The sequence below is a fragment of the Acidisoma sp. genome, from assembly GCF_965199065.1.
Taxonomy (GTDB): Bacteria; Pseudomonadota; Alphaproteobacteria; order Acetobacterales; family Acetobacteraceae; genus Acidisoma.
In genome coordinates this window covers 1,963,360-1,984,194 of the sequence record NZ_CBDAQN010000003.1, presented here as the reverse complement: position 1 = coordinate 1,984,194, position 20,835 = coordinate 1,963,360, and the positions used below count along the sequence as shown (strand labels likewise).

The 20,835-nt window shown below is 66.9% G+C and carries 21 protein-coding genes and 1 other RNA gene; 10 read left to right on the top strand and 12 right to left on the bottom strand.

The window, feature by feature from the left end; all coding sequences use genetic code 11:
• Positions 1–98 precede the first annotated feature (98 nt).
• The gene (locus tag ACOEQ1_RS17360; protein WP_419760477.1) at positions 99–1,235 is read left to right on the top strand and encodes a Rieske 2Fe-2S domain-containing protein; all 1,137 of its coding nucleotides are present in this window, start codon (positions 99–101) and stop codon (positions 1,233–1,235) included.
• On the opposite strand, the gene ACOEQ1_RS17355 is transcribed toward ACOEQ1_RS17360, so the two are convergent.
• The 8 genes from ACOEQ1_RS17355 to ssrA all read right to left on the bottom strand — a co-directional run bounded on the left by ACOEQ1_RS17355 (position 1,212) and on the right by ssrA (position 7,334).
• Positions 1,212–2,171 (bottom strand): phytanoyl-CoA dioxygenase family protein, encoded by a 960-nt coding sequence (locus ACOEQ1_RS17355; RefSeq protein ID WP_419760476.1) that lies wholly within the window; start codon positions 2,169–2,171, stop codon positions 1,212–1,214. The genes ACOEQ1_RS17360 and ACOEQ1_RS17355 overlap by 24 nt on opposite strands.
• Positions 2,135–3,256, bottom strand: coding sequence for a tRNA epoxyqueuosine(34) reductase QueG (queG, locus tag ACOEQ1_RS17350; RefSeq protein WP_419760475.1), 1,122 nt, complete (start codon positions 3,254–3,256; stop codon positions 2,135–2,137). The genes ACOEQ1_RS17355 and queG overlap by 37 nt, the downstream gene beginning before the upstream one ends.
• Complete coding sequence (gene queF / locus ACOEQ1_RS17345; RefSeq protein WP_419760474.1) at positions 3,253–3,717, bottom strand: preQ(1) synthase; 465 nt, start codon at positions 3,715–3,717, stop codon at positions 3,253–3,255. The genes queG and queF overlap by 4 nt, the downstream gene beginning before the upstream one ends.
• Positions 3,714–4,832, bottom strand: a complete 1,119-nt coding sequence (gene tgt / locus ACOEQ1_RS17340) for a tRNA guanosine(34) transglycosylase Tgt (protein WP_419760473.1) — start codon at positions 4,830–4,832, stop codon at positions 3,714–3,716. The genes queF and tgt overlap by 4 nt, the downstream gene beginning before the upstream one ends.
• Positions 4,829–5,866 (bottom strand): tRNA preQ1(34) S-adenosylmethionine ribosyltransferase-isomerase QueA, encoded by a 1,038-nt coding sequence (queA, locus tag ACOEQ1_RS17335; RefSeq protein ID WP_419760472.1) that lies wholly within the window; start codon positions 5,864–5,866, stop codon positions 4,829–4,831. The genes tgt and queA overlap by 4 nt, the downstream gene beginning before the upstream one ends.
• 8 nt (positions 5,867–5,874) lie before the next feature.
• On the bottom strand, positions 5,875–6,270 hold the full coding sequence (locus tag ACOEQ1_RS17330; RefSeq protein ID WP_419760471.1) for a VOC family protein: 396 nt from the start codon (positions 6,268–6,270) through the stop codon (positions 5,875–5,877).
• Positions 6,271–6,363: 93 nt separating this feature from the next.
• Positions 6,364–6,876 (bottom strand): SspB family protein, encoded by a 513-nt coding sequence (locus tag ACOEQ1_RS17325; RefSeq protein WP_419760470.1) that lies wholly within the window; start codon positions 6,874–6,876, stop codon positions 6,364–6,366.
• 134 nt (positions 6,877–7,010) lie between these two features.
• Positions 7,011–7,334: a transfer-messenger RNA gene (gene ssrA, locus ACOEQ1_RS17320) on the bottom strand.
• A 6-nt stretch (positions 7,335–7,340) separates the two neighbouring features.
• On the opposite strand from ssrA, the gene thyX reads away from it, so the two are divergent.
• The 7 genes from thyX (at position 7,341) to ACOEQ1_RS17285 (ending at position 17,256) form a co-directional block, all read left to right on the top strand.
• The gene (gene thyX, locus ACOEQ1_RS17315) at positions 7,341–8,279 is read left to right on the top strand and encodes an FAD-dependent thymidylate synthase (RefSeq protein WP_419760469.1); all 939 of its coding nucleotides are present in this window, start codon (positions 7,341–7,343) and stop codon (positions 8,277–8,279) included.
• 83 nt (positions 8,280–8,362) lie between these two features.
• Complete coding sequence (locus ACOEQ1_RS17310) at positions 8,363–9,283, top strand: protein-L-isoaspartate O-methyltransferase family protein (protein ID WP_419760468.1); 921 nt, start codon at positions 8,363–8,365, stop codon at positions 9,281–9,283.
• 146 nt (positions 9,284–9,429) lie between these two features.
• Positions 9,430–12,729, top strand: a complete 3,300-nt coding sequence (locus ACOEQ1_RS17305; RefSeq protein WP_419760467.1) for a DUF2126 domain-containing protein — start codon at positions 9,430–9,432, stop codon at positions 12,727–12,729.
• 38 nt (positions 12,730–12,767) lie between these two features.
• Positions 12,768–15,278, top strand: a complete 2,511-nt coding sequence (locus ACOEQ1_RS17300) for a circularly permuted type 2 ATP-grasp protein (RefSeq protein WP_419760466.1) — start codon at positions 12,768–12,770, stop codon at positions 15,276–15,278.
• Between the two features lie 12 nt (positions 15,279–15,290).
• Positions 15,291–16,169: a transglutaminase family protein gene (locus ACOEQ1_RS17295; protein ID WP_419760465.1), complete on the top strand. Its 879-nt coding sequence runs from the start codon at positions 15,291–15,293 to the stop codon at positions 16,167–16,169.
• Positions 16,170–16,237: 68 nt separating this feature from the next.
• A complete protein-coding gene (locus tag ACOEQ1_RS17290) occupies positions 16,238–16,771 on the top strand; it encodes a hypothetical protein (RefSeq protein ID WP_419760464.1) in 534 nt (177 codons plus the stop codon).
• On the top strand, positions 16,768–17,256 hold the full coding sequence (locus ACOEQ1_RS17285; RefSeq protein WP_419760463.1) for a hypothetical protein: 489 nt from the start codon (positions 16,768–16,770) through the stop codon (positions 17,254–17,256). The genes ACOEQ1_RS17290 and ACOEQ1_RS17285 overlap by 4 nt, the downstream gene beginning before the upstream one ends.
• 25 nt (positions 17,257–17,281) lie before the next feature.
• Here ACOEQ1_RS17285 and ACOEQ1_RS17280 read toward each other — a convergent pair whose 3' ends face one another.
• Entirely contained in the window at positions 17,282–17,686 is a 405-nt protein-coding gene (locus ACOEQ1_RS17280) for a hypothetical protein (protein ID WP_419760462.1), read from the bottom strand.
• A gap of 155 nt (positions 17,687–17,841) precedes the next feature.
• Between ACOEQ1_RS17280 and mscL the strand changes: the two genes are divergently transcribed.
• Positions 17,842–18,345 (top strand): large conductance mechanosensitive channel protein MscL, encoded by a 504-nt coding sequence (gene mscL / locus ACOEQ1_RS17275; RefSeq protein ID WP_419760461.1) that lies wholly within the window; start codon positions 17,842–17,844, stop codon positions 18,343–18,345.
• 12 nt (positions 18,346–18,357) lie between these two features.
• Here the strand turns inward: mscL and ACOEQ1_RS17270 are convergent, their stop codons facing one another.
• Together ACOEQ1_RS17270 and ACOEQ1_RS17265 are read right to left on the bottom strand one after the other, a co-directional pair.
• Positions 18,358–19,065 (bottom strand): hypothetical protein, encoded by a 708-nt coding sequence (locus tag ACOEQ1_RS17270; RefSeq protein WP_419760460.1) that lies wholly within the window; start codon positions 19,063–19,065, stop codon positions 18,358–18,360.
• Between the two features lie 74 nt (positions 19,066–19,139).
• Entirely contained in the window at positions 19,140–19,577 is a 438-nt protein-coding gene (locus ACOEQ1_RS17265; protein ID WP_419760459.1) for a TspO/MBR family protein, read from the bottom strand.
• Here ACOEQ1_RS17265 and ACOEQ1_RS17260 point away from each other — a divergent pair.
• Positions 19,533–19,655, top strand: a complete 123-nt coding sequence (locus tag ACOEQ1_RS17260; protein WP_419760745.1) for a hypothetical protein — start codon at positions 19,533–19,535, stop codon at positions 19,653–19,655. The genes ACOEQ1_RS17265 and ACOEQ1_RS17260 overlap by 45 nt on opposite strands.
• 105 nt (positions 19,656–19,760) lie before the next feature.
• On the opposite strand, the gene ACOEQ1_RS17255 is transcribed toward ACOEQ1_RS17260, so the two are convergent.
• Positions 19,761–20,558 carry a CHAP domain-containing protein gene (locus tag ACOEQ1_RS17255; RefSeq protein WP_419760458.1) on the bottom strand — a complete coding sequence of 266 codons (798 nt, stop codon included), beginning with the start codon at positions 20,556–20,558 and terminating at the stop codon, positions 19,761–19,763.
• Positions 20,559–20,835: the final 277 nt, after the last annotated feature.

Below are 20,835 nucleotides of genomic sequence, written 5' to 3'. Positions count from 1 at the left end.
CGCGCGCTCCTGAGAGACCGGTGGACGAGGCGACAATAAGACCTTAGCCACTCGGTGAAGTTCGGGTAAGATCGATCCGCATTCGGAAAGCTAATGAAATGGATCAAGGCTTCCTGCCGCCCGGCGAACACCAGCCCTCCTCCCCGCTCGGCCCCATGGAGGGCCGCGATCTGCGGCGGGTCGGCGCCCATCCCAACCATTGGTATCCGCTCGCCTGGTCGCGCGAAGTCAAAGCGGGGAAGATGTTCGCGGCGCGCTTCGCCGGAGAGCCGATCGTGCTCGTCCGCCCGAAGGACCCCGCCGCGCCTGTGTTCGCGCTGGCGGATCGCTGCGCGCATCGCCAGGTGCCGCTGAGCAACGGCATGGTCGAGGGTTGCGCCATCCGCTGCGGCTACCACGGCTGGGCCTACAACGCCGCCGGCAACTGCACCGACGTTCCCTACCTGGGCAAGGACAAGCTGCCCAACGGCGTGCGCTCCTATCCCTGCCGCGAAGTCAGCGGGCTGATCCTGGTCTTCCCGGGCGATCCGGCGCTGGCCGACGTCGTGCCCTTGCCTGCCCTCGGCTCGGTCGAGAACCCGGCCTACAAGACCCGGCGTTTCGGGCGGATGGTCGGCTGCCACTACAGCTTCATGCATGAGAACCTGATGGACATGAACCATCAGTTCCTGCACCGGAAGCAGATGGGGCAGATGCGGCCCCGGTTCCTGGGTCAGGCGCGCGGAGAGGATTGGGTGGAGGCGCGCTACAGCTTCGCGCGCACAGGCGGCAAGCAGCCCTGGGGCGAGGCAGCGATTTTCGGCCAGATGCGTGGCACGGAGCGGGAGAACGCCGACCAGGACGTGATGACGATCCGGACCGAGTATCCGTACCAGACGCTGCGCATCCGCACCAAGGACGCGACGCCGGTGATGGACCTCTGGATCGTTTACGTGCCGCAGGATCGCGAGCAGCGGACCATTCGCACCTTCGGCCTGCTCTCGATCCAGAGGCCCAAGCTGCCGGGCATTCTGGAAGCGGCATGGCCGCTGCTCGTTCTGTTCACCGAGCGCATCTTCAAGGAAGACCGCGAGATCGTGGAGATGGAACAGGCAGCGCATGACGCGCAAGGGGAGGACTGGAACCAGGAGGTCTTTCCCGTCATCCGCAACCTGCGCTCTCTGCTGATGGAGCGCGGCACGCCCGAGGATGTGCCACGCGCCGTGGCTCGATCAGCCGAACGGGTTGTCGAATAGCGCGTAGGTGCCGCCGCCGTCGTGCTGGGCGCGGTTTGGCATGTCGCTCCGGTGGTTGACGCCCGAGTAGTGGGTGATGAGCGACCGGCGCGGCATGTTCGGCACCGCGGGCTTCGATCCGCAATGCATCAACCGGCCGTGCCAAATGAGAACGTCGCCCTTCCGGCCAAGGAACTTGCGCGAGGGCAGCCCCGACTCGGCGATCTGGCGTTCGACCGCCGGCGTGACAAAGCGCTCGGCGTGCTTCTCCCACTGATTGTGACCGGTCATCGGTTCCACCCGGGTCAGCTCGTCATCGGTCAGGAAGGTCTGCACGCGGTCCCGCCGCAGCAGGCCCCAGCGGTGTGAGCCAGGAAGATACTCGAACGGCCCGCTGTCGGGGTGGATGTCGTCCAGCGCGATCCAGACGGCGGCGTACCAACTCGCGACGAAAGGCGGGTTGAGGTAGTCGTCCTGGTGCCAGGCGCGCTCCGAACTCACCCAGCCGGTCAGCGCCAGATGCAGCATCATCGGCTCGCTGAGGAGGCTCTCCATGACCGCCATCAGCGGCGGGTAGAGCGCGAGGTCGGCCAGCGTCGGCTCTCGCAAATAGGGCGTCGGGTCGAGCCAGCCGAGCGGCCCGATCTCGGAGCGCCGGGCGATATAGGCGTCGCAGAGGGCATCGGGCAGGAAGCCCCGCAGCTCCACCACGCCGTCCCGCCGCCAGCTGAGTTGTTCGGGGGTCAGCCGCGTCTCGTCGATGTCAGGGCGGTCGAGCGGCGGAAGGAGGTTCGGGTCGAGTTGCTCGGACAGGTCGTCGAAGGTGATCGGCTGGCCATCGGGGCGCGGGGCGGCGCGCGGCACGCGGCGAACAGGCGTCGGGTCTGGCGGCGGCGGCACCGGGCGCAGGCCCGAGATATTCAGCAGGTGGCGGACACCGGACCGCAATGCGGACATGGTGAGGTTTCCTCTCCAATCTTTGGGCCACCTATAGGCCGTTCCAACGCGGCATCAACGGGGGAGAGCCGCTGCACCGCCCAGTGGGCGGCCTCGGCGAGAACCGGATCGGGCTCATCCGCCAGCCGGCGGACCTCCGGCAGCAGAGTTGGGTCGGTGCTGTTGCCGATGGCGATGGCGACGTTGCGAAGGAAGCGGTTGCGGCCAATCCGCTTGACGGGCGAGCCTGCAAAAAGCGCCCGGAAACCCGCATCGTCGAGGCGCGACAATGCCGCCAAAGCGGGGGCTTCCAGATCAGCGCGCGCGGCAAGCTTGGCCTCGCGCCCGGCTTGCGCGAACCGGTTCCAGGGACATACGGCGAGGCAATCGTCGCAGCCGTAGATGCGGTTGCCCATCGGCGCGCGGAGTTCCTCCGGGATCGGACCGGCATGCTCGATGGTGAGGTAGCTGATGCAGCGCGTGGCCTCCAGCCGGTACGGCGTCGGGATAGCAGCCGTTGGGCAGGCCGCCATGCAGCGCGTGCAGCTGCCGCAGCGGTCGGCATGCGGAGGGTCCGGCGGTAGTTCAAGTGTTGTGAATATTTCGCCAAGGAAGAGCCACGAGCCATGCGTGCGGGAAACGAGGTTGGTGTGTTTCCCCTGCCAGCCGAGCCCGGCGCTTTGCGCCAGAGGCTTCTCCATGACCGGCGCCGTGTCGACGAAAACCTTCACCTCGGTCTGAGCCCGCGAGACGATGAACTGCGCCAGATGCTTGAGGCGGCCCTTGATGACATCGTGGTAGTCGCGATTGCGGGCATAGACGGAGATGTTGCCGCGATCCGGGAGCCCGACTGTCGCCAGCGCGTCCCCCTCGGGAGCGTAGCTCATGCCGAGCGCGATGACGCTGCGAACCTCTGGCCAGAGCTTATGGGGATCGGCACGCTGATCGGCCCGCGCCTCGAGCCAGCCCATCTCGCCATGATGTCCGGCGTCGAGGAACTCCTGCAGCCGCGCGCCCGTCTCGGGCCCGAGTTCAGCGCGGGCGAAACCAACCGCATCGAAGCCAAGGGCCTCCGCGCGGGTTCGGATCTCGGCGGCAGTGTTCATCCCCGGCCGCGATACGTCGGCACACCCTGGTCGGGCAGGAAGACGCCGGCCGGCGGCGCGCCGGTCTGCCAGAACACGTCGATCGGGATGCCACCACGCGGATACCAATAGGCGCCGATGCGGAGCCAGCGTGGGCCGAGCAGGTCGATCAGCCGCTGCGCGATCATCATGGTGCAGCCCTCGTGGAAGGCGCCGTGGTTGCGGAAGCTGGTAAGGAACAGCTTCAGCGACTTGCTCTCCACCAGCCATTCACCGGGGATGTAGTCGATCACGATATGAGCGAAATCCGGCTGGCCCGTCATCGGGCAGAGCGAAGTGAATTCCGGCGCCGTAAAGCGCACCACGTAATCCTGGCCCTGTGCGGGGGCGGGCACACGCTCCAGCACCGCATCCTCGGGCCTATCGGCAGGACGCGCTTCATGACCGAGCTGCGTCAAGCCCGCGTAGGATGTATCGCTCATCGAAGGTCTCCTTCAGCCCAGGCCGCGCGGACCGCCGCGCTGTAGGCCGCGAGCCGGCCCTCCAGGATCGCGGTGCGGGCACCCGCCACCACCGACTGGTAATAGGTGAGATTGTGCCAGGTCAGCAGCATCGGCCCGAGCATCTCTTCCGCGCGAAAAAGATGATGCAGGTAGCCGCGCACGTGGCGGCGACAGCCGAGGCAAGTGCAGCCCGGATCGAGCGGCCCGTCCTCGTTCGCGAAGCGGGCGTTGCGCAGGTTGAGCACGCCGCGGGAGGTGTAGGCGCGGCCGGTGCGCCCGGCGCGCGTCGGCATGACGCAGTCGAACATGTCGATGCCGCGCGCGATGGAGCCGAGCAGATCGTCCGGCGTGCCGACGCCCATGAGGTAGCGGGGCTTGTCGGCGGGCATGAGGTCGCCCGTCGCCTCGATCATGGCATACATCGTCGCCTGTCCCTCGCCGACGGCGAGGCCGCCGAGTGCGTAACCCTCGAAGCCGATCGCCATCAGCGCTTCGATCGAGCGGCGGCGGAGGTCCGGGAAGACGCTGCCCTGCACGATGCCGAAGAGGCCGTAACCCTCGCGGGGGACGAAGGCTTCGCGGGAGAGCGCCGCCCAGCGCATCGACATCTCCATCGACGCCAGCGCCTGCTCCTCCGTCACCGGGAACGGCGGGCATTCGTCGAGCACCATCGTGATGGTGGCGTCGAGCTTGTGCTGGATGCCGACCGAGATCGCGGGCGTCAGCCGGTGGCGGCTGCCGTCGAGATGGGACTGGAAGGTGACGCCATCGGCATCGAGCTTCCGCAGGCCCGCCAGCGACATGACCTGAAAGCCGCCGCTGTCGGTGAGAATAGGCCCCGGCCAGTCCATCAGCCGGTGCAGCCCGCCGAAGGCCGCGACGCGGTCGGCACCCGGCCTCAGCATGAGATGGTAGGTATTGCCGAGCACGATGCCCGCGCCCGTTGCCCGGACAGCCTCCGCCGTCATGGCCTTGACCGTGGCGGCCGTGCCGACCGGCATGAAGGTCGGCGTCGGCACTGAACCATGCGCGGTGTGCAGCTTGCCGGCTCGGGCCGCGCCGTCGGTCGCCGCGAGCGTCCAGCCGAGGCTCACTCCGCGCGCTCCAGCAGGGAGGCGTCGCCGTAGGAGAAGAAGCGGTAGCCGGTGGCGATGGCGTGAGCGTAGGCCTCCCGCATGCGGTCGAGCCCGGCGAAGGCCGCGACCAGCATGAACAGCGTGGAGCGCGGGAGGTGGAAATTGGTCATCAGGCGGTCGACGATCCGGAAGCGATGGCCGGGCAGGATGAAGATGTTCGTGTCGCCCGCGAACGCATGCAGCACGCCGGAGGCATCGGCCGCCGTTTCCAGCAGGCGCAGGCTGGTCGTGCCGACCGCGACCACTCGCCCACCGGCGGCGCGGGCGCGGTTGATGGCGGCCGCCGCTTCCGGGGAGATGATACCGCGTTCGGCATGCATGCGATGCTCGGCAACGTCGTCTACCCGCACGGGCAGGAAGGTGCCGACGCCGACATGCAGGGTTACCGTGGCCCGCGCGACACCGCGGGCATCGAGCGCCGCCAGCAGTTCGGGCGTGAAATGGAGCCCCGCCGTGGGAGCCGCGACCGCGCCCTCGGCCTCCGCGAAGATCGTCTGATAATCAGCTGCATCCTCGGTCGTGGGACCCTCCGGCCGTTCAATATAGGGCGGCAGGGCAAGTGCGCCGGCCTGCTCGAGAGCCGCCGCGAAGGCCGCACCATCGCGGTTGAAGCGCAGGGCGACGCTGCCGTCGGGCCGGCGATGCTCGACAGTCGCCGAAAGCTCCGCGCCCTCGAAGGCCAGCACGTCGCCGGGATGAAGCCGCTTCGCGTTCCGTGCGAGCGCCTGCCACGAGCCGTCGGCCAGAGGGCGGTCGAGCGTGATGCCGATCCGGGCCTCCCCACGCCGGGCCTGGAGTTGAGCCGGGATCACGCGGGTGTCGTTGGAGACGAGGATATCGCCGGGCGCGAGCAGATCGGGAAGGTCGCGGACAACGCGGTCATCGAGCCGGTCGGCGGCCACGTGCAGGAGCCGGGCAGCGTCCCGCGGGCGGGCAGGATGCTGCGCGATGGCCTCGGGCGGGAGGTCGAAGTCGAAGTCGGCGAGACGCAACGTCGCGGTCAGTCTTCGAGGTAGGAGGACAACTCGATGAGGTTGCCATCCGGATCGCGGCAGTAGACCGAACTCATCGGACCAAGGGCGCCGAGCCGGCTGACCGGGCCTTTCTCGACCGAGACGCCGCAGGTTGTGAGGTGTGTCACAATGTCCTGCGTGCCGACCGCGGTGACGAAGCAGATGGTGGCCGTGCCGGGGCCAGCCGAGGCGCCGGTCAGCGTGAGGTCCTCGTCCGCCGTGTATAGGTTTATTTTCTGGCCGCCGAACTTCAGCGCCGTCCGCCCGTCGACGCCGAACTCCTCCCGATCCATGCCGAGCACGCGCTGAAACCACGATGCGGTAGTTTCGATGTCGCCGCAGGTGAGGGAGATGTGATCGATCCGGTCGACGGTGAAGCGCATAGCTCAGCCCTTTGATGGCGATGCAGGCGAGGCGTCAAAGGGTTGGCAATACCTTAGTTGTGACTGTTGGGGAAATAGCGCCGGAACGTGCGGCTATTCCTTGGGCGGCGTGCGGCGGCGGAATGCATCCAGACTGACCACCTGCGGCGCCTCCGGCGTCTCGGCAGCTTCGGACGCCGGAGGGCTTTCGAGCACCGCCGCTTCCTCGGGCGCATCCTCGTCCAGCGCCGACGGCTGCATGCGTAATCCGAAGCGCGCATGCGGATCGGCGAAGCCGATGATGGCGCCTATGGGGATCACCAGCGTCGAGGGAATGCCGGAGAACGACAGGCCGACGGTGAGCACGTGGTCCTCATCGACTTTCAGGTCCCAGAACTGGTGCTGAAGCACGATGGTCATCTCTTCCGGATACTGGGCCAGAAGCCGCGCAGGAATATGCACGCCGGCATAATCCGTGCGGAAGGTCAGATAGAAGTGGTGGCCGCCGGGCAGCCCCTGTTCTCCCGCAAAGGTGAGGGCGCGCACCACGACCTGCCGCTGCGCCTCTTCGAGCCAGCCCTCGTAGGGTATCAGGCTTGGGGGAGGGTCGCTCGGCTCTTCTGTCACTGACGCTTCTCCATCTCGACCGTCCGAATGACCGGCGCGGGCGCCGGCTGAAGGTCATAACCTGGGCATAAAGAGCCTCCCGCGTAAGGCAAGAGCTTTCCGACGACCAGATCCGGCCCGTTTGTGGATCAAATAGTAGGGGGCTTCTGTTGCCCGGTGCCCCCCGAACCGCGCTTGTCACTGCTTACGCAGCGACAGCGAATGCCTCATGATTGTCATTGGCATTTGTAAAACGACCCGATAACGGCGGAATCATGCCGGGCAAAAGGTGTACCTTTACCACGCGTGTCGAGCCTGTGTCGCCCCCGTAAGCCCCTCGGCAAAATCCGCCGAGATATCTGGTGGAGGCGCCGGGTACTGCCCCCGGGTCCACTACGTTTATTCCGAACACCGTTTATCGCCATAGCCGGCAAGCCAGCGAATGCCATATAGCCCCCATGGACGTTGAAGAGAAGAGGCATGGCGTGAGCCTGAGCGAAGACCAGACCATCACTATCCCCGCGGCTCCCGAAACGGTCTACAAAACCCTCCGGGCGACGGTACCGGCACTCGAGGCGAAACTCTATGAAGCGGTGCCGCTGCTGGACCACGGCTTCGTCCGCGTCATCGACTACATGGGCGACGATCATGCCATCGTGCAGGCGGCGCGCGTCTCCTATGGCCGCGGCACCCGCAAGGTCAGCGAGGATGCCGGCCTCATCCGCTACCTCATGCGCCACCGGCACACGACGCCGTTCGAGATGTGCGAGATCAAGTTCCACGTGAAGCTGCCGATCTTCATCGCCCGGCAGTGGATCCGGCATCGGATGGCAAGCGTGAACGAGTATTCCGCGCGCTACTCGGTCATGGACCGGGAGTTCTACATCCCCGACCCTGCCCAGCTCGCCGCGCAATCGACCGTCAACAGGCAGGGTCGGGAGGCGGTGCTGGAAGGCGATGAAGCGGCTCGCGTGCTGGCGCTGCTGCGCACCGATGCAGAACGCTCCTACGACCACTACGCCTGGCTGCTGAACGAGGAGAGCGCGGAGAAGCCCGCAGACCCGGACCGGCAGGGGCTGGCGCGCGAACTGGCGCGGATGAACCTCACGCTCAATACCTACACGCAGTGGTACTGGAAGACCGACCTACACAACCTCTTCCACTTCCTGTCACTGCGCGCCGACAGCCACGCCCAGTACGAGATCCGCGTCTATGCCGAGGCGATGCTGGAGATCGTCGAGGCCTGGGTGCCGATTGCGGCACAGGCGTACCGCGATTACCGGCTCGGCGCCCACAGCTTCTCGGCGCCGATGCTCTCCGTGCTCCGCCGCATGCTGGCGGGCGAAAAGGTCGAGCAGCCGGAGAGCGGACTGTCGGCGCGGGAGTGGCGCGAGATGATGGCGACGCTGGAACAGCCCGCCTGACGAACCCGCTGTACTCCCTGCGGCATCGTTGACCCGGAACGAGCTTTGCATCATGCACCGCTCGAACCGCGACGGAGGCCACCTTGGCCAGCAGAGATGAAATGACGGGCTTTGCCCAAGGTGAAGATCAAGCGACGGGGCTTGCCCTGGGACGCCGCCAATGGCTCGCGGCGGCCGGCATGGCGCTGGCGCTGCCCGCTTTGCCCGCGTACGCGACCGAAACCGAGGGCCAGCCCTGGACGCTCGCCCGCTACACGCAGGCCATGGCCTCCTCGGGACGCCCGACGACGATCTCGCAGGAAGAGTTCGACGCCATCCAGGCCCGCAAGCCGGCAGCCATCGCGCTGATCGACAGTTACCTCAAGGCGCATTTTGGAGCGGCCGACCCCGCCGTGCTTGGCGCCTTCGAGCAGGTGCCCCGCGAGTACTTCCATTACATGTATGAGGGCCACGTCGCCGCGCCGTCCGAAGCCTATGAAACCAAGCCGAAGCCCTGGGCGATCGGCTACGGCTCGGCCCTCTCCGACTATCTGGGCCAAGCCTACATGACCCAGCTGCTGCGCCCGAAGCCCGGCATGGTGTCGCTGGAAGTCGGCACCGGCAGCGGCTTTCAAAGCTCCCTGCTGTCGCGCATCGTCAAGCAGGCGTATTCGATCGAGATCATCGAGCCGCTCGGCCACGCCGTCTCCCACATCTTCCGTCCGCTCGGCTACGACAACATCGCGACCCGTGTCGGTGACGGTTATTACGGCTGGCCCGAGGTGACCGAGGGTTTCGACGTCATCATCGTGACCTGCGCCGCCGAGTTCGCGCCGCCGAACCTGTTCAAACAGCTGAAGCCGGGCGGCCGGATGATCATTCCCATCGGCCAGCCCTTCAAGCGCGGCCAGGTGCTCTACGTCTACACCAAGGATGCGAACGGCAAGATCCATTCCCGACGTGACGTCGGCGTTTTCTTCATTCCAATGACGGGCGCCATTCAGAAGCAGGCCAAACCGGCGTAGCCCGCGATCCTCGGCAGACTGCGCCGGCCTGCTATTATCGCTGCTGAAATCATTCCGACCATCGACCCGGATCGCGTTGTCAGGCAGGCTCCACGCCGGAAGCCAGCCTGACCAAGCCCGCCCGCTCGCGAGGAAGAGCCCGCCCCATGTCGATCCACGCCGCCCTGACCCATCGAACCAGCTACCGCTACGATCGCCCGGTCAGCCTCGGCCCGCAGACCATCCGGCTGCGCCCGGCGCCTCATGCACGCACGCCGATCCTCTCCTACTCGCTGAAGGTCACGCCCGAGCCGCACTTCCTCAACTGGCAGCAGGACCCGCAGGGCAACTTCCAGGCCCGCGTGGTCTTCCCCGAGAAGGTTTCGGAGTTCAACGTCACCGTCGATCTCGTTGCCGACATGGCGACCATCAACCCGTTCGACTTCTTCCTCGAGCCCGAGGCGGAATCGTTTCCGTTCACCTACGATCCGATCCTCGAGGAGGAGCTGGCGCCGTTCCGCCGCGCAACGGTGCCGGGACCGGAGCTTCTGAACCTGCTCGCGGCGATCCCGCCCAAGGCCGAAAAGACCGTCGATCTGCTGGTCGAGATCAACCGCATGCTGGCCGCGCGCATCGCCTATATCGTGCGGCTCGAGCCCGGCATCTGGTCGCCCGAGGAAACGCTGGCGAAGGCGACGGGCTCCTGCCGCGATAGCGCCTGGGTGCTGGTCAACCTGCTGCGCCACCTGGGCTTCGCCGCCCGTTTCGTCTCCGGCTACCTGATCCAGCTCGTCGCGGACCAGAAGCCGGTCGAAGGCCCGTCAGGCCCCACCAGCGACTTCACCGACCTGCACGCCTGGGCCGAGGTCTATCTGCCCGGCGCCGGCTGGATCGGCTTCGACGCGACATCCGGTCTCATGGCCGGCGAAGGCCATATCCCGCTCGCCGCGAGCCCCGATCCGATCTCTGCCGCGCCGATTTCGGGCCTTGTCGAGAAGTGCGAAACGACCTTCGACTTCGCGATGGGCGTGACCCGCATCAGCGAGACGCCGCGAACGACCAAGCCATATACCGACGCCGCCTGGCAGGACATTCTGCGCGCCGGCGCCCGCGTCGACCGGGCTTTGACGGCGGGCGACGTGCGCCTCTCGATGGGCGGCGAACCCACCTTCGTGTCGGCGTCCGACATGGAGGCCGGCGAATGGACGACCGAGGCGCTCGGCCCCTCCAAGCGCCGCATGGCCGGTCGTCTGCTGCGCCGGCTGGTGCCGCTGTGGTCGCCGGGGGCCGCGCTGCAGTACGGCGTCGGCAAGCATTATCCGGGCGAGCAGCTGCCGCGCTGGGCGCTGCATGCCCATTGGCGACGTGATGGCGAGCCGGTCTGGACCAACCCTGAGCTGCTCGCAACCGACGACGACCACGATACGGCGACGGTGGCCGACGCCGCCCGCTTCGCCGCCGTCCTCGCCGAGCGCCTGCAGATCGATCCGCAGCTGGTCATCCAGGCCTACGAGGACGTCCACTATTTCCTGTGGCGGGAAAGCCGTCTGCCGGCGAATGTCGTCACCGAGGATGCCAAGCTCCGCGACCCATTGGAGCGTGCGCGTATGGCCCGAGTGTTCGGCCATGGACTGGGCTCGACGGTCGGCAGCGTACTCCCGTTGCGGCGCGTCGAGGATGGCGATGGCCGTCGCTGGCAGAGCGGCAAGTGGTTCTTGCGCGAAGGGCCGATGTTCCTGGTGCCGGGCGACAGCCCCGTTGGGTTCCGCCTGCCGCTGGAGAGCCTGCCCTGGGCCGATCCGTCCCATATCCCCTATCAGACCGAGCGTGATCCGTTCTCGACGCGCCCGGCGCTGCCGCCGCATCTGAACGACGGCCGGCAGGACCGGCTGCGCGTCGGCCCAAGCCCGATATCACCCCGGGCGTGGGAGCGGCCGAAGCCCGGCCAGGAGGAGCCCGATCTCATCCGCACCGCCATGGCCGTCGAAGCCCGCAACGGCCACATCCATGTTTTCTTCCCGCCGCTCTACGAGGCCGAGGACTGGATCGACCTCGCCGCAGCCATCGAGGCGACGGCGCAGGAGATGGGCCGCAAGATTTTCCTCGAAGGCTATCCGCCGCCGTCCGACGAGCGTCTGCTGAGCTTCTCGGTCACTCCCGACCCCGGCGTCATCGAGGTCAACGTCCACCCGGCGACAAGCTGGGCACAGCAGGTCGAGCGCACCGAGCAGCTCTATGAGGTCGCCCGCGAGGAAGGCCTCGCCACCGAGAAGTTCATGCTCGACGGCCGCCACATCGGCACCGGCGGCGGCAACCATGTGGTGATGGGCGGGATCGAGGTCCCGGACAGCCCGTTCCTGCGCCGCCCCGACCTGCTCAAGTCGCTGCTGGGCTTCTGGCAGAACCACCCGAGCCTCTCCTACCTCTTCAGCGGCTTGTTCATCGGCCCGTCCTCGCAGCATCCGCGCATCGACGAGGCGCGCCAGGACAGTCTCAACGAACTCGACATCGCGTTCAGCCAGATCAGCCCGTTCAAGGAGACGCCGCCCTGGCTGACCGACCGGCTGTTCCGCAACATCCTCGCCGACATGACGGGCAACACGCACCGCACCGAATTCTCGATCGACAAGATGTATGCGCCCGACGCCATCGGCGGGCGGCGGGGCCTCGTCGAGTTCCGCGCCTTCGAGATGCCGCCGCATGCGCAGATGTCGCTCGCGCAGACGCTGCTGATGCGATCCGCCGTCGCCGCCTTCTGGCAGAAGCCTTACGAGCGCCGGCTCGTGCGCTGGGGCGCGCGCCTGCACGACGAATTCATGCTGCGACATTACGTCGAGCGGGACCTTGAGGACGCGCTTGCCACGCTTGCGGAGTTCGGCTTTCCGGTGCCGGCCGAGTGGTTCGCGCCGCATCTGGAGTTCCGCTTCCCCGCCATCGGCTCCGTCGCCGCGCATGGCGCGCAACTGGAGCTGACCCATGCGCTTGAGCCTTGGCACGTGCTTGGGGAGGATCCGGCCGCAGGCGGCACCGTCCGCTATGTCGATAGCTCGGTCGAGCGCCTGCAGGCGAAGGTCCAAGGCTGGGTGGAGGAGCGCTTCATCCTCGCCTGCAACGGCGTTGCCGTGCCGCTGCAACCGACGGACAACCTCGGCGAGTATGTCGGCGGCATCCGCTACAAGGCATGGAACCCACCCAGCGCCCTGCACCCGACGATCAAAGCGCAATCGCCCCTCGTCTTCGACATCTATGACCGCTGGAGTGGTCGCTCCCTGGGCGGCATCAGCTACCACGTCTCGCATCCGGGCGGCCTCAGCTATGACCGTTTCCCGGTCAATGCCAATGAGGCCGAGGCCCGGCGGAGGTCGCGCTTCTCGATCAACCGCCACACGGCGGGGGCCATGCAGGAGCCGCGCGGATCGGCGGGTCCGGAACACCCGCGCAGTCTCGATTTGCGCCGCTTCGCATGATCGGACCATGATGCGCGCCGTATCATGACACGAATGAAATGACTTTGCTGGCCGGTGAGGGCGTCGATGAGATGGTGGATGGCACGCGCCATATCCGCCCTCATTGGCGTGGCGTGCTCGGTGGGCTCTCCATGCTCACGGACAGTCTCGCCAGCCGGCAAAGGCGCCTTGACCAGGCCTTCGAGGATGAAGGCGTCCGCAGCATCCTGCCCCATGCTTTAAGTTTAGGGGCACAGGTCGAGTCGGATACCGATGGCCTCTGGCGCTGCGACCCGATCCCGCTGCCGATCGCGGCCTCCGAGTTCGCCGATCTGGAGGCGGGGCTCGCCCAGCGCGCGGCCCTCATGGGGGCGTTGCTCGACGATCTCTACGGCCGGCAGGATGTGCTCGCTCAAGGCCTGCTGCCGCCTGCCCTCGTCTTCAACAATCCTGCGTTCCTGCGCGCCTGCCACACGACAGCGCCCTCCTTCCACCCCCGCCTGAGCTTTTACGCCGCCGACCTCATCCGCGGGCCGGACGGCCGCTGGCGGGTGCTCAGCGACCGGACCTCAGGCGCGGCCGGCGCAGGCCATGCCCGCGAGAACCGGCGCATCCTCTCCCGCGTGGTGCCGGAGATGTTCCGCTCGGTGCAGATCCGACCGCTCCGGCCCTTCTTCGACCTCTGGCAGGATGCCCTGACCCAGGCGGCAGCGCCCGACCGCCCACATCCCAACATCGCACTGCTGACCCCGGGCCCCGGCAGCCCGCAATGGCTGGAGCACATGTTCCTGGCGCGGGAACTCTCATGCAGCCTCGTGGAAGGCGGCGACCTCACCATCCGCGGCGGCATCGTCTATCTCAAGATGCTGAACGGCCTGCACCGGATCGACGTGATCCTGCGCCGCCTGGAAGGCCGCATGGTCGACCCGCTGGAGCTAAGTTCCGGCAGCCTGCTCGGTGTGCCGGGCCTCATGGATGCCGTCCGCAGCGGCACCGTCCGCGTCGTCAACGACCCCGGCACCGGTCTTGCCGAAGCGCCCGCACTCGCGGCTTTCCTGCCCGCGCTCTGTGACAATCTTCTCGGCGAGCGGTTGCGTCTGCCGAGCGTCGAAACCGTCTGGCTCGGCGACGCGCGGTCGCGGGCGCTGGTCATGGAAGATAGCGCACGCTGGCTGATCCGCTCCGCCACCGACGGCAACGGCCAGCCGCAGGCGACAGCGGACCTCGACCCCGTGGCACGCGCAAGGCTCTTCGAGCAGATCGCCGCCCGGCCAAGTGAGTTCTCGGCGACCGTCGGCGTCGCCCCATCGGTCGCGCCCTGCGCCCGCGGTGCCGAACTGGTGCCGCAGGCGATCGTGCTGCGGATGTTCCTGGTGCGAAACGCCGGTGCATGGCATGCGATGCCGGGCGGCCTCGCGCGGCATCTGGAGCCCGGGCAGTTGACCGGTCAGCTGCCCCCGCGTGGCATGTCCAAGGATGTCTGGATCATCGCCGAGGGCAGTGAGCATATCGTGGGGCCTGCCGCACTGGCGCAGGCGCCGCTGCCGGTCCGCCGCACCTTCGGCGAACTCCCCAGCCGCACTGCCGACAACATGTTCTGGCTCGGCCGCTACATCGAACGGCTGGAGGCGACGGCTCGGTTGACCCGCGCCATTATCCTCCGCCTCGGCCGCAGCACGCCTATGCCGCGCGAGCATCTGGAACTGCAGCTTCTGGACGGGTGTCTGGCGGCGTCGCACCTCAACGACCCCGAGACCCGGGCCAACGGCACGCCGATGATCGCCGCTATCGCCGCCTCGACCCGCGAGGGCGGCACCATCACGCGCCTTCTCGGCCATGTCGGGAGGCTGACCGAACTGGTCCGCGACCGGCTGACCGGGGAGATGTATGCCTCCTTTACCCACATGCTCCGCGCCGCTTCCGACGAGGCCGTCGCCAGCCATTCCAATCTTGACGCGCTCGCCCATACGATGGCGAGCATCCAGCGCTTTTCGACCGTGGTCGCGGGGCTCGCCGCCGAAAACATGGTGCGCGGCGGCAGCTGGCTCTTTCTCGATATGGGCCGGAGGGTGGAGCGCGCCGCGCTGACCCTCGACCATCTGGCCGTCGTGCTCGACCAGCCCGAGCCGAGATGGGAACTGGGATTGCGGCTCGCCCTCGAGATATGCGACTCCTCGATCACCTATCGCAGCCGCTATTTCACGACGCTCCAGGCAGGGCCAGTGCTCGACCTCGTCATCGCCGACGACAGCAACCCGCGCGCGGTTGCCTTCCAACTGATGACGCTGAGGGGGCTGCTCAGCAACATCGGCGGCGGCGGAGACGATCGGCTGACGGCTGAGGCGGATCAGCTGTTGAACACGGCGCTATCGATCGTGAGCAACCTCCTGGCTCAGCATGAAGCAGCCGCGGCGCTCGAGGCGGTGCCGCCGCGCCTGGTGGCCCTGGCGGAAGGCGTGCGTGCCCTGTCGGACCTGCTGTTCCGGCGCTACTTCGCCCTTCTGCCGATGCCTCGTGCCGTCGGTGTGGAGCAGGAAGACGAGCCGCCGGCGCTGCGCGGCGCGGCCTGACGAAGGCGGCCCATGCGCTTCAAGCTCCGGCACATCACCTCCTACGACTATGCCGACCAAGTCGATCTGGCGAGCCATATGCTGCACCTCGCTCCGCGGCCGCTGCCCTGGCAAAGCGTCCGCGGCGTGCGCATCCTGTGCGACCCGGAACCGGCCCGCGTCAGCCACGCGATCGACCATTTCGGCAACCCGGTGAACTGGCTGTTCATCGACCAGCCGCATTCCCACCTGCGCGTGACCGCTGAATCGGAGATAGAGGTCGCGTTCCCGTCCACGCCGGACCCGGAGGAGACGCCGCCCTGGGAGGCGGTCGCCGCCCAGGCGCGAGCCGCCGGTCCCCTGGCCTGGGAGGCGTCGGAGTTCATCTTCGCGGGCCCGATGGTGCCGAACGACCAAGGCGCCGGGCCTTACGTGGCCGAGTCTTTTCCGCCCGGACGTCCGATCCTGGCCGGACTGATCGACGTCAATGCGCGCATAAAACGGGACTTCGCCTTCCGGCCGCTGAGCACCACCATCACCACGTCGGTCGCGCGTGTGCTCGCCCAGAGGGCCGGGGTGTGTCAGGATTTCGCTCATCTGATGATCGCCGGACTGCGCAGCCTCGGCATACCGGCCCGCTACACCTCGGGCTATATCCGCACATACTCTGCGCCGGGCAGGCCGCGCAGGGTCGGCGCGGACGTCTCCCACGCCTGGATCGGCGCCTGGATCGGCGAAGCTCATGGATGGGTGGATCTCGACCCGACCAACAACCTCGTCGTCCGCGAGGAACATGTGGTGCTCGGCTGGGGGCGGGAGTTCGGCGATGTTTCGCCCCTGCGCGGCATCATCCTCGGCGGTGGCGATCATAGCCTCGCGGTTTCGGTCGATCTCGAGCCGCTCGGCGACTGATGGCTACGGCGCATGAGCTTTCACTATGCGAGGCTGGCGCCAGCCGCGCCGGCACGGCATTCTGCCTCATGGCTCCTGCACGACCCTCGTCTTGCGTCGACGTCCTGGACTGCGGGGGAGACCGCCTGGTCTATCGCGTCACGTTGCCGCCTGAGGCGATGCCCCCTGTCCCCACGCGCGACCTCGAGCGCGCCTGGGACGCCGCCCGCGCCGCTGCGTTGTCATCCTCCCGCGCCGCGCACCGGCAGTTCAGCTTTCGCGGCGCCGATGGCCGGATCGCCACCTTCGATCTTGAGGACCGTGACGCACGGTTGTGGGCCGGGGCCGTGGACCATGTTTCCGGCCTCGCCACCCTCGGCGGGATCTCGCTCTGCCTGCGGCTGCTGGCCCTCATCGATCTTATGGCCAGGTCGCCTTGGGCCTTTGGCTTTATGACCAATAAGCGGGACGGCGCGCGACTTGACCGCGCTCTTCTCAAAGCGGCGGCGCGGGCCGATTTAACCGAGGAGGCCCGCTTCGATGAGGCCTCTCTGCGTCGCAATTTGCCTGAACGACCAGCCAACCGGGCTGGCGGGCGGCCTTTCACCGGAGTCTCCGCATGAGCGTCCCGCCCCCACTGCGTCGCCACATGGCGCTGGTTCTACCGAAGGCGCTGCGGTCGATGACGCCGCGTCTGGCGGCGCTGACCCTGCCGCTGGTTCTGCTCGCCGCCTGCGCCGAGGCGCCGCAACAATCCCGCAGCGAACAATCCTCATATGACGCATGCCATCGCCAGGCGGATCAGATCGTCGAGCACGAAAACGTAAATGCTTTAACGGAGACTCAGGCGGACCCGATCAGCTCGCCCTATTCGACGACCTCGATCCTCACCAACTCCACCGACAACCTCTCGGTCGAGCATGAGCGCGAGGATGTCATGAACGATTGCCTGCGGCACTACGATTCGTCGGCGCCCAATACGGGGAGCGTGACAGCGACCCCGGCGGCAGCCGTGCCCGAGGCGCCGGTTGCACCGCCCCCGCCCAACCTGGCGGGCCCGACGGGCAGCGACTTGACCAAGCCGCCGATCCTGCCTGCCGGGCAGTAAAACCGGCTCGCCTGCTGAAGGCTCGTTACCGGGCGGCCGGCAGCGGCTGGCTCTGGATGGGTGCATCCAGGGGCACCGGCGCCGCACCCGGCGAAGGTTGAACAGGCGGTGGTGGTGGGGCGTAGCTTGAGGCACTCTCGAGCGGACGCGGCGGCGGCATCCCGTCGTCCGCTGCCGAGGGCAGTACCGAGCCACCGCCAGGAGGGGCTGCCACGCCTGGCGAATGGGCCCAGACCGGATCACCGAGATTGACCGTTGAAGAGGTGGTGTTGGTGGCCGTGAGGGCACCCGCTCCCGCACCGACTGCTGCGCCGACGACAACGCCGATCGGGCCGCCAATGAGACCGATGACCGCACCCGTGCCGGCGCCGGTCGCCATGCCGCCGGAGGTGCGGCCGGGCTCGCTACTTCCGCAGCCTGCGAGCATCATGGCCAAAGCGCCTGAAACAATCACATGCTTGCGAATCGTCACCTCCTGTGTGTGGCGTTGCATACTCCCATCGGAGATTGCGACCCCATTGTCCAGGACCGCCATCTGGAACAGGCTGCGGGTGTTTGGCGCTGACGCCCACAGGAGAAATAAGAATGGTCCAGTTGAACCTCACGAAGCTGCCGCCGCGCCCCACCTGGCTTCAAGAATTCCAATCGTTCATCATGCGCGGCAATGTCATCGACCTCGCCGTCGGCATCATTATCGGCGCTGCCTTCACAACGATTGTCAGTAGTCTCGTCAAGGACATCATCACCCCGATCCTCGGGCTGATCGTCGGCGGCATCGACTTCAGCAATATTTTCCTGACCCTCAAGGGGCCGCATGCGGCGACCCTCGCCGACGCGCAGAAAGCCGGGGCCGTCACGGTCAACGTCGGCGTCTTCCTCAACGCCGTCATCAACTTCCTGATCGTAAGCTTTGCGATCTTCTGGCTCGTGAAGGGGGTGACCAAGATCTACCGCAAGCCGGACCCGGCTCCGCTCGCACCGTCGCCGACCGAAACACTGCTGGCGGAAATCCGTGACCTTCTGCGCGAGCGCCAGGACGCGCTAGCGGGGCCGGCAGAGATGCCCGCGCCGCCCATCGCCCGCGAGTAAAGACGCGGCGGTTTACTGGCTCGAAGAGCCGAAGCCGACGAAACCAGCGGAAGGCACCGGCGTCCCTGTCGTCTCCACGGCGCTTGGTGCCGCTACGGGCGCTGCCGTGCTGCTTTCCGCGGCGCTCGCGTAATAGCGCGTCTTGTGACGCGGCGTGCCGCGCGGCGCCGTGGTGCCCGGCTTCTCCGGCCCAAAGAAGGAGACGGGCGTCGAAACAGCGCGCTCATCCTTGTTGCTCAACCCGAGCGTATTCGGCGGCGGCATCGCCATCGGCCCCTGCGCGTCCGTGATGTTGCTGCCGCCCGCATGAAGCAGGGTGACGAGGAGGAAGGTGATTGCGTTGCGCCCGAGCGACACGGATTCGTCGATGGGCGTCTGACCGACCGCGTTGGTGGCGTCGAGTTCAGCGCCGCGGGCGATGGCGTCACGCGCGGCGCTGGTGTCGCCGCGGTCGATCGCATCGAAGAGCTGATCATTGGGCGAAAGAAGGTCGGAGTTGATGATGCCCTTGTTGACGACGTTGGATGGGCGGGCGCCAGGCAGGCCCGGGGCCGACGGCTGAGCCGGGCCGATGCCGCTGCCGCCTTTCACGACCGGTCCCATGGATGTCGGGCTCGGCAACGCGGCCTGAGCCTCTGCCTTGTGGGCAGGCCAGGCGAAAGCCACGACCAGCCCGGCAAGCAACCCCACGGTGGGGTTCACCATCATCCGCGTCTTCATCTTCTGTGCTCCGTCTGCTGCAGGCGCATTACTGCCGTGGCCTGTCGTTCTTGTTGTATCCGCCGGGGCTTCGGCTAGCCGACCCCCGGGTTCAACCACCAAAACCCAAGATTGAGGTAGGCTGCATAGCAGAGCCAGGCCATCGAGGGGAGTAATAATGCACCCGCGACGCGGTTACGCCGGCAAAACGCGACGAGTGTGGCAGTAGAGATTACAAAAAGGACCACCATTACGCCCAAGGCGGCGGCTGGAGCTTTGCATCCAAAGAATATCGGCGCCCAAGAAGCTATCAAGCCGATCTGCCAGCCCCAGAGGCGCAAGGCAGGACGCGCGCTCGGCCGCCAAGGATCAACCCGGCGCCACAGCAACCATGCGGACACGCCAAGGAGACCGTCCGCCAACGTCCAGACCGCGATGAAGCGGCTGGCCGGAAGGGTCAGCGGCGGACGGTGCAACGAGAGATACCAGTGGACGACGCCGTTTCCGGCCAGGCCGGCGGCGGCAAACTGCACCAACAAGCTCAGCCCCAAAAAACCGATCAGAGCGAAAACCTGCGCACCACGCTCGTGACCGCCTCCTGGATCGCGTAAGTCCTGGAAGACACGCCCCCTTCCTCACCTGCGCCCTGTGGCGCGGGGAAAGACTAGGCCGAGAAAGCCGCTGTTGGAAGTCCGCGGGGCAGCGGGCGGCAGCGATCAGCGGATGGAACGATCCGGGACGCTTGTTGCGATGGCTGGGCCTTCAAAGGATGGAGCCGAGGCGAACTCAATCGTCTGGCGGAACACTGTCCGGTCCTCGGAGCGTTCAGCCACCGTCCGCAGATCGGCCGGCGGACGATCCGTCAGGATTTGCGGGGCAGGCAGTTCGGCATCCGCCATCAGAGTGGTGGGCGTTCCATGTCCGTAGATGAACCCATAGGTCGGATACACCGAGCCGTAGTTCGGTGAATGCCCGAGCGCCACCCGGACCGCGCTCCAGTCGTTGTCCGGCGAAACATCGATGACGGAGATGCCGGTCGAGATGTCGCCGCGGGCGAAGCCGGCGCCGCCCCAATTCGCCTGAGTGACGAGAACCTCGCGCTGATTGACCACCTCCGTCACGACGGCGACGTGGCCGAGCCGCATCCGGCTATTGCTGCGGAAGCTCAGCACGCTTCCCGGCGCAGGCATGTCGCCACGCTCATACCGGCCAGCGGCCTCACCCCACCACAGATAGGCATCGCCCTTGAGATCAATCCCGGAGACACGCCGGGCGTAGGGCACGCACTCCATCCAGCTATTGTAGACGCCGCTGCCGTAGAGGCTGTCGGAGCCTGCCTCCAGGCCGTTGCCGCGCGGGCGCCAGACGGTGTGCATGTAGGTTCGGCCGTGGCGATGAACGGTATAGGTCACACGTTCCATGTCCGCGTGACCGAGCGCCGCCGTTACGGAGCCGTGGCGACCATGGACGCGAAAGGCGAGCTGTTTGTTCTTCGAGACGTGCGCGAGTCTCATGCCCCCTGTGTGGTGTCCGGCAGGCGCGTGAAAATGATGATCAATTATTCGCGAGTGAGCGTGGGCCGTGGCAACCGCAAGGGACGATCCTGCAATCAGAAATGATGCAAAAACAAAAGCTTTTCGCACTAACATCCGCATCGGCATCCGCTTCATCCCAAACAGCATAGTCAGCAGTTCGTGACAGCCGGGGTAACGGAGCCGTGTGCCTTACACAACCATCTAGCGCCGGAAATGCATGTCAAGGCGCGATTTTGTCGAATTTCGCTACAGAACG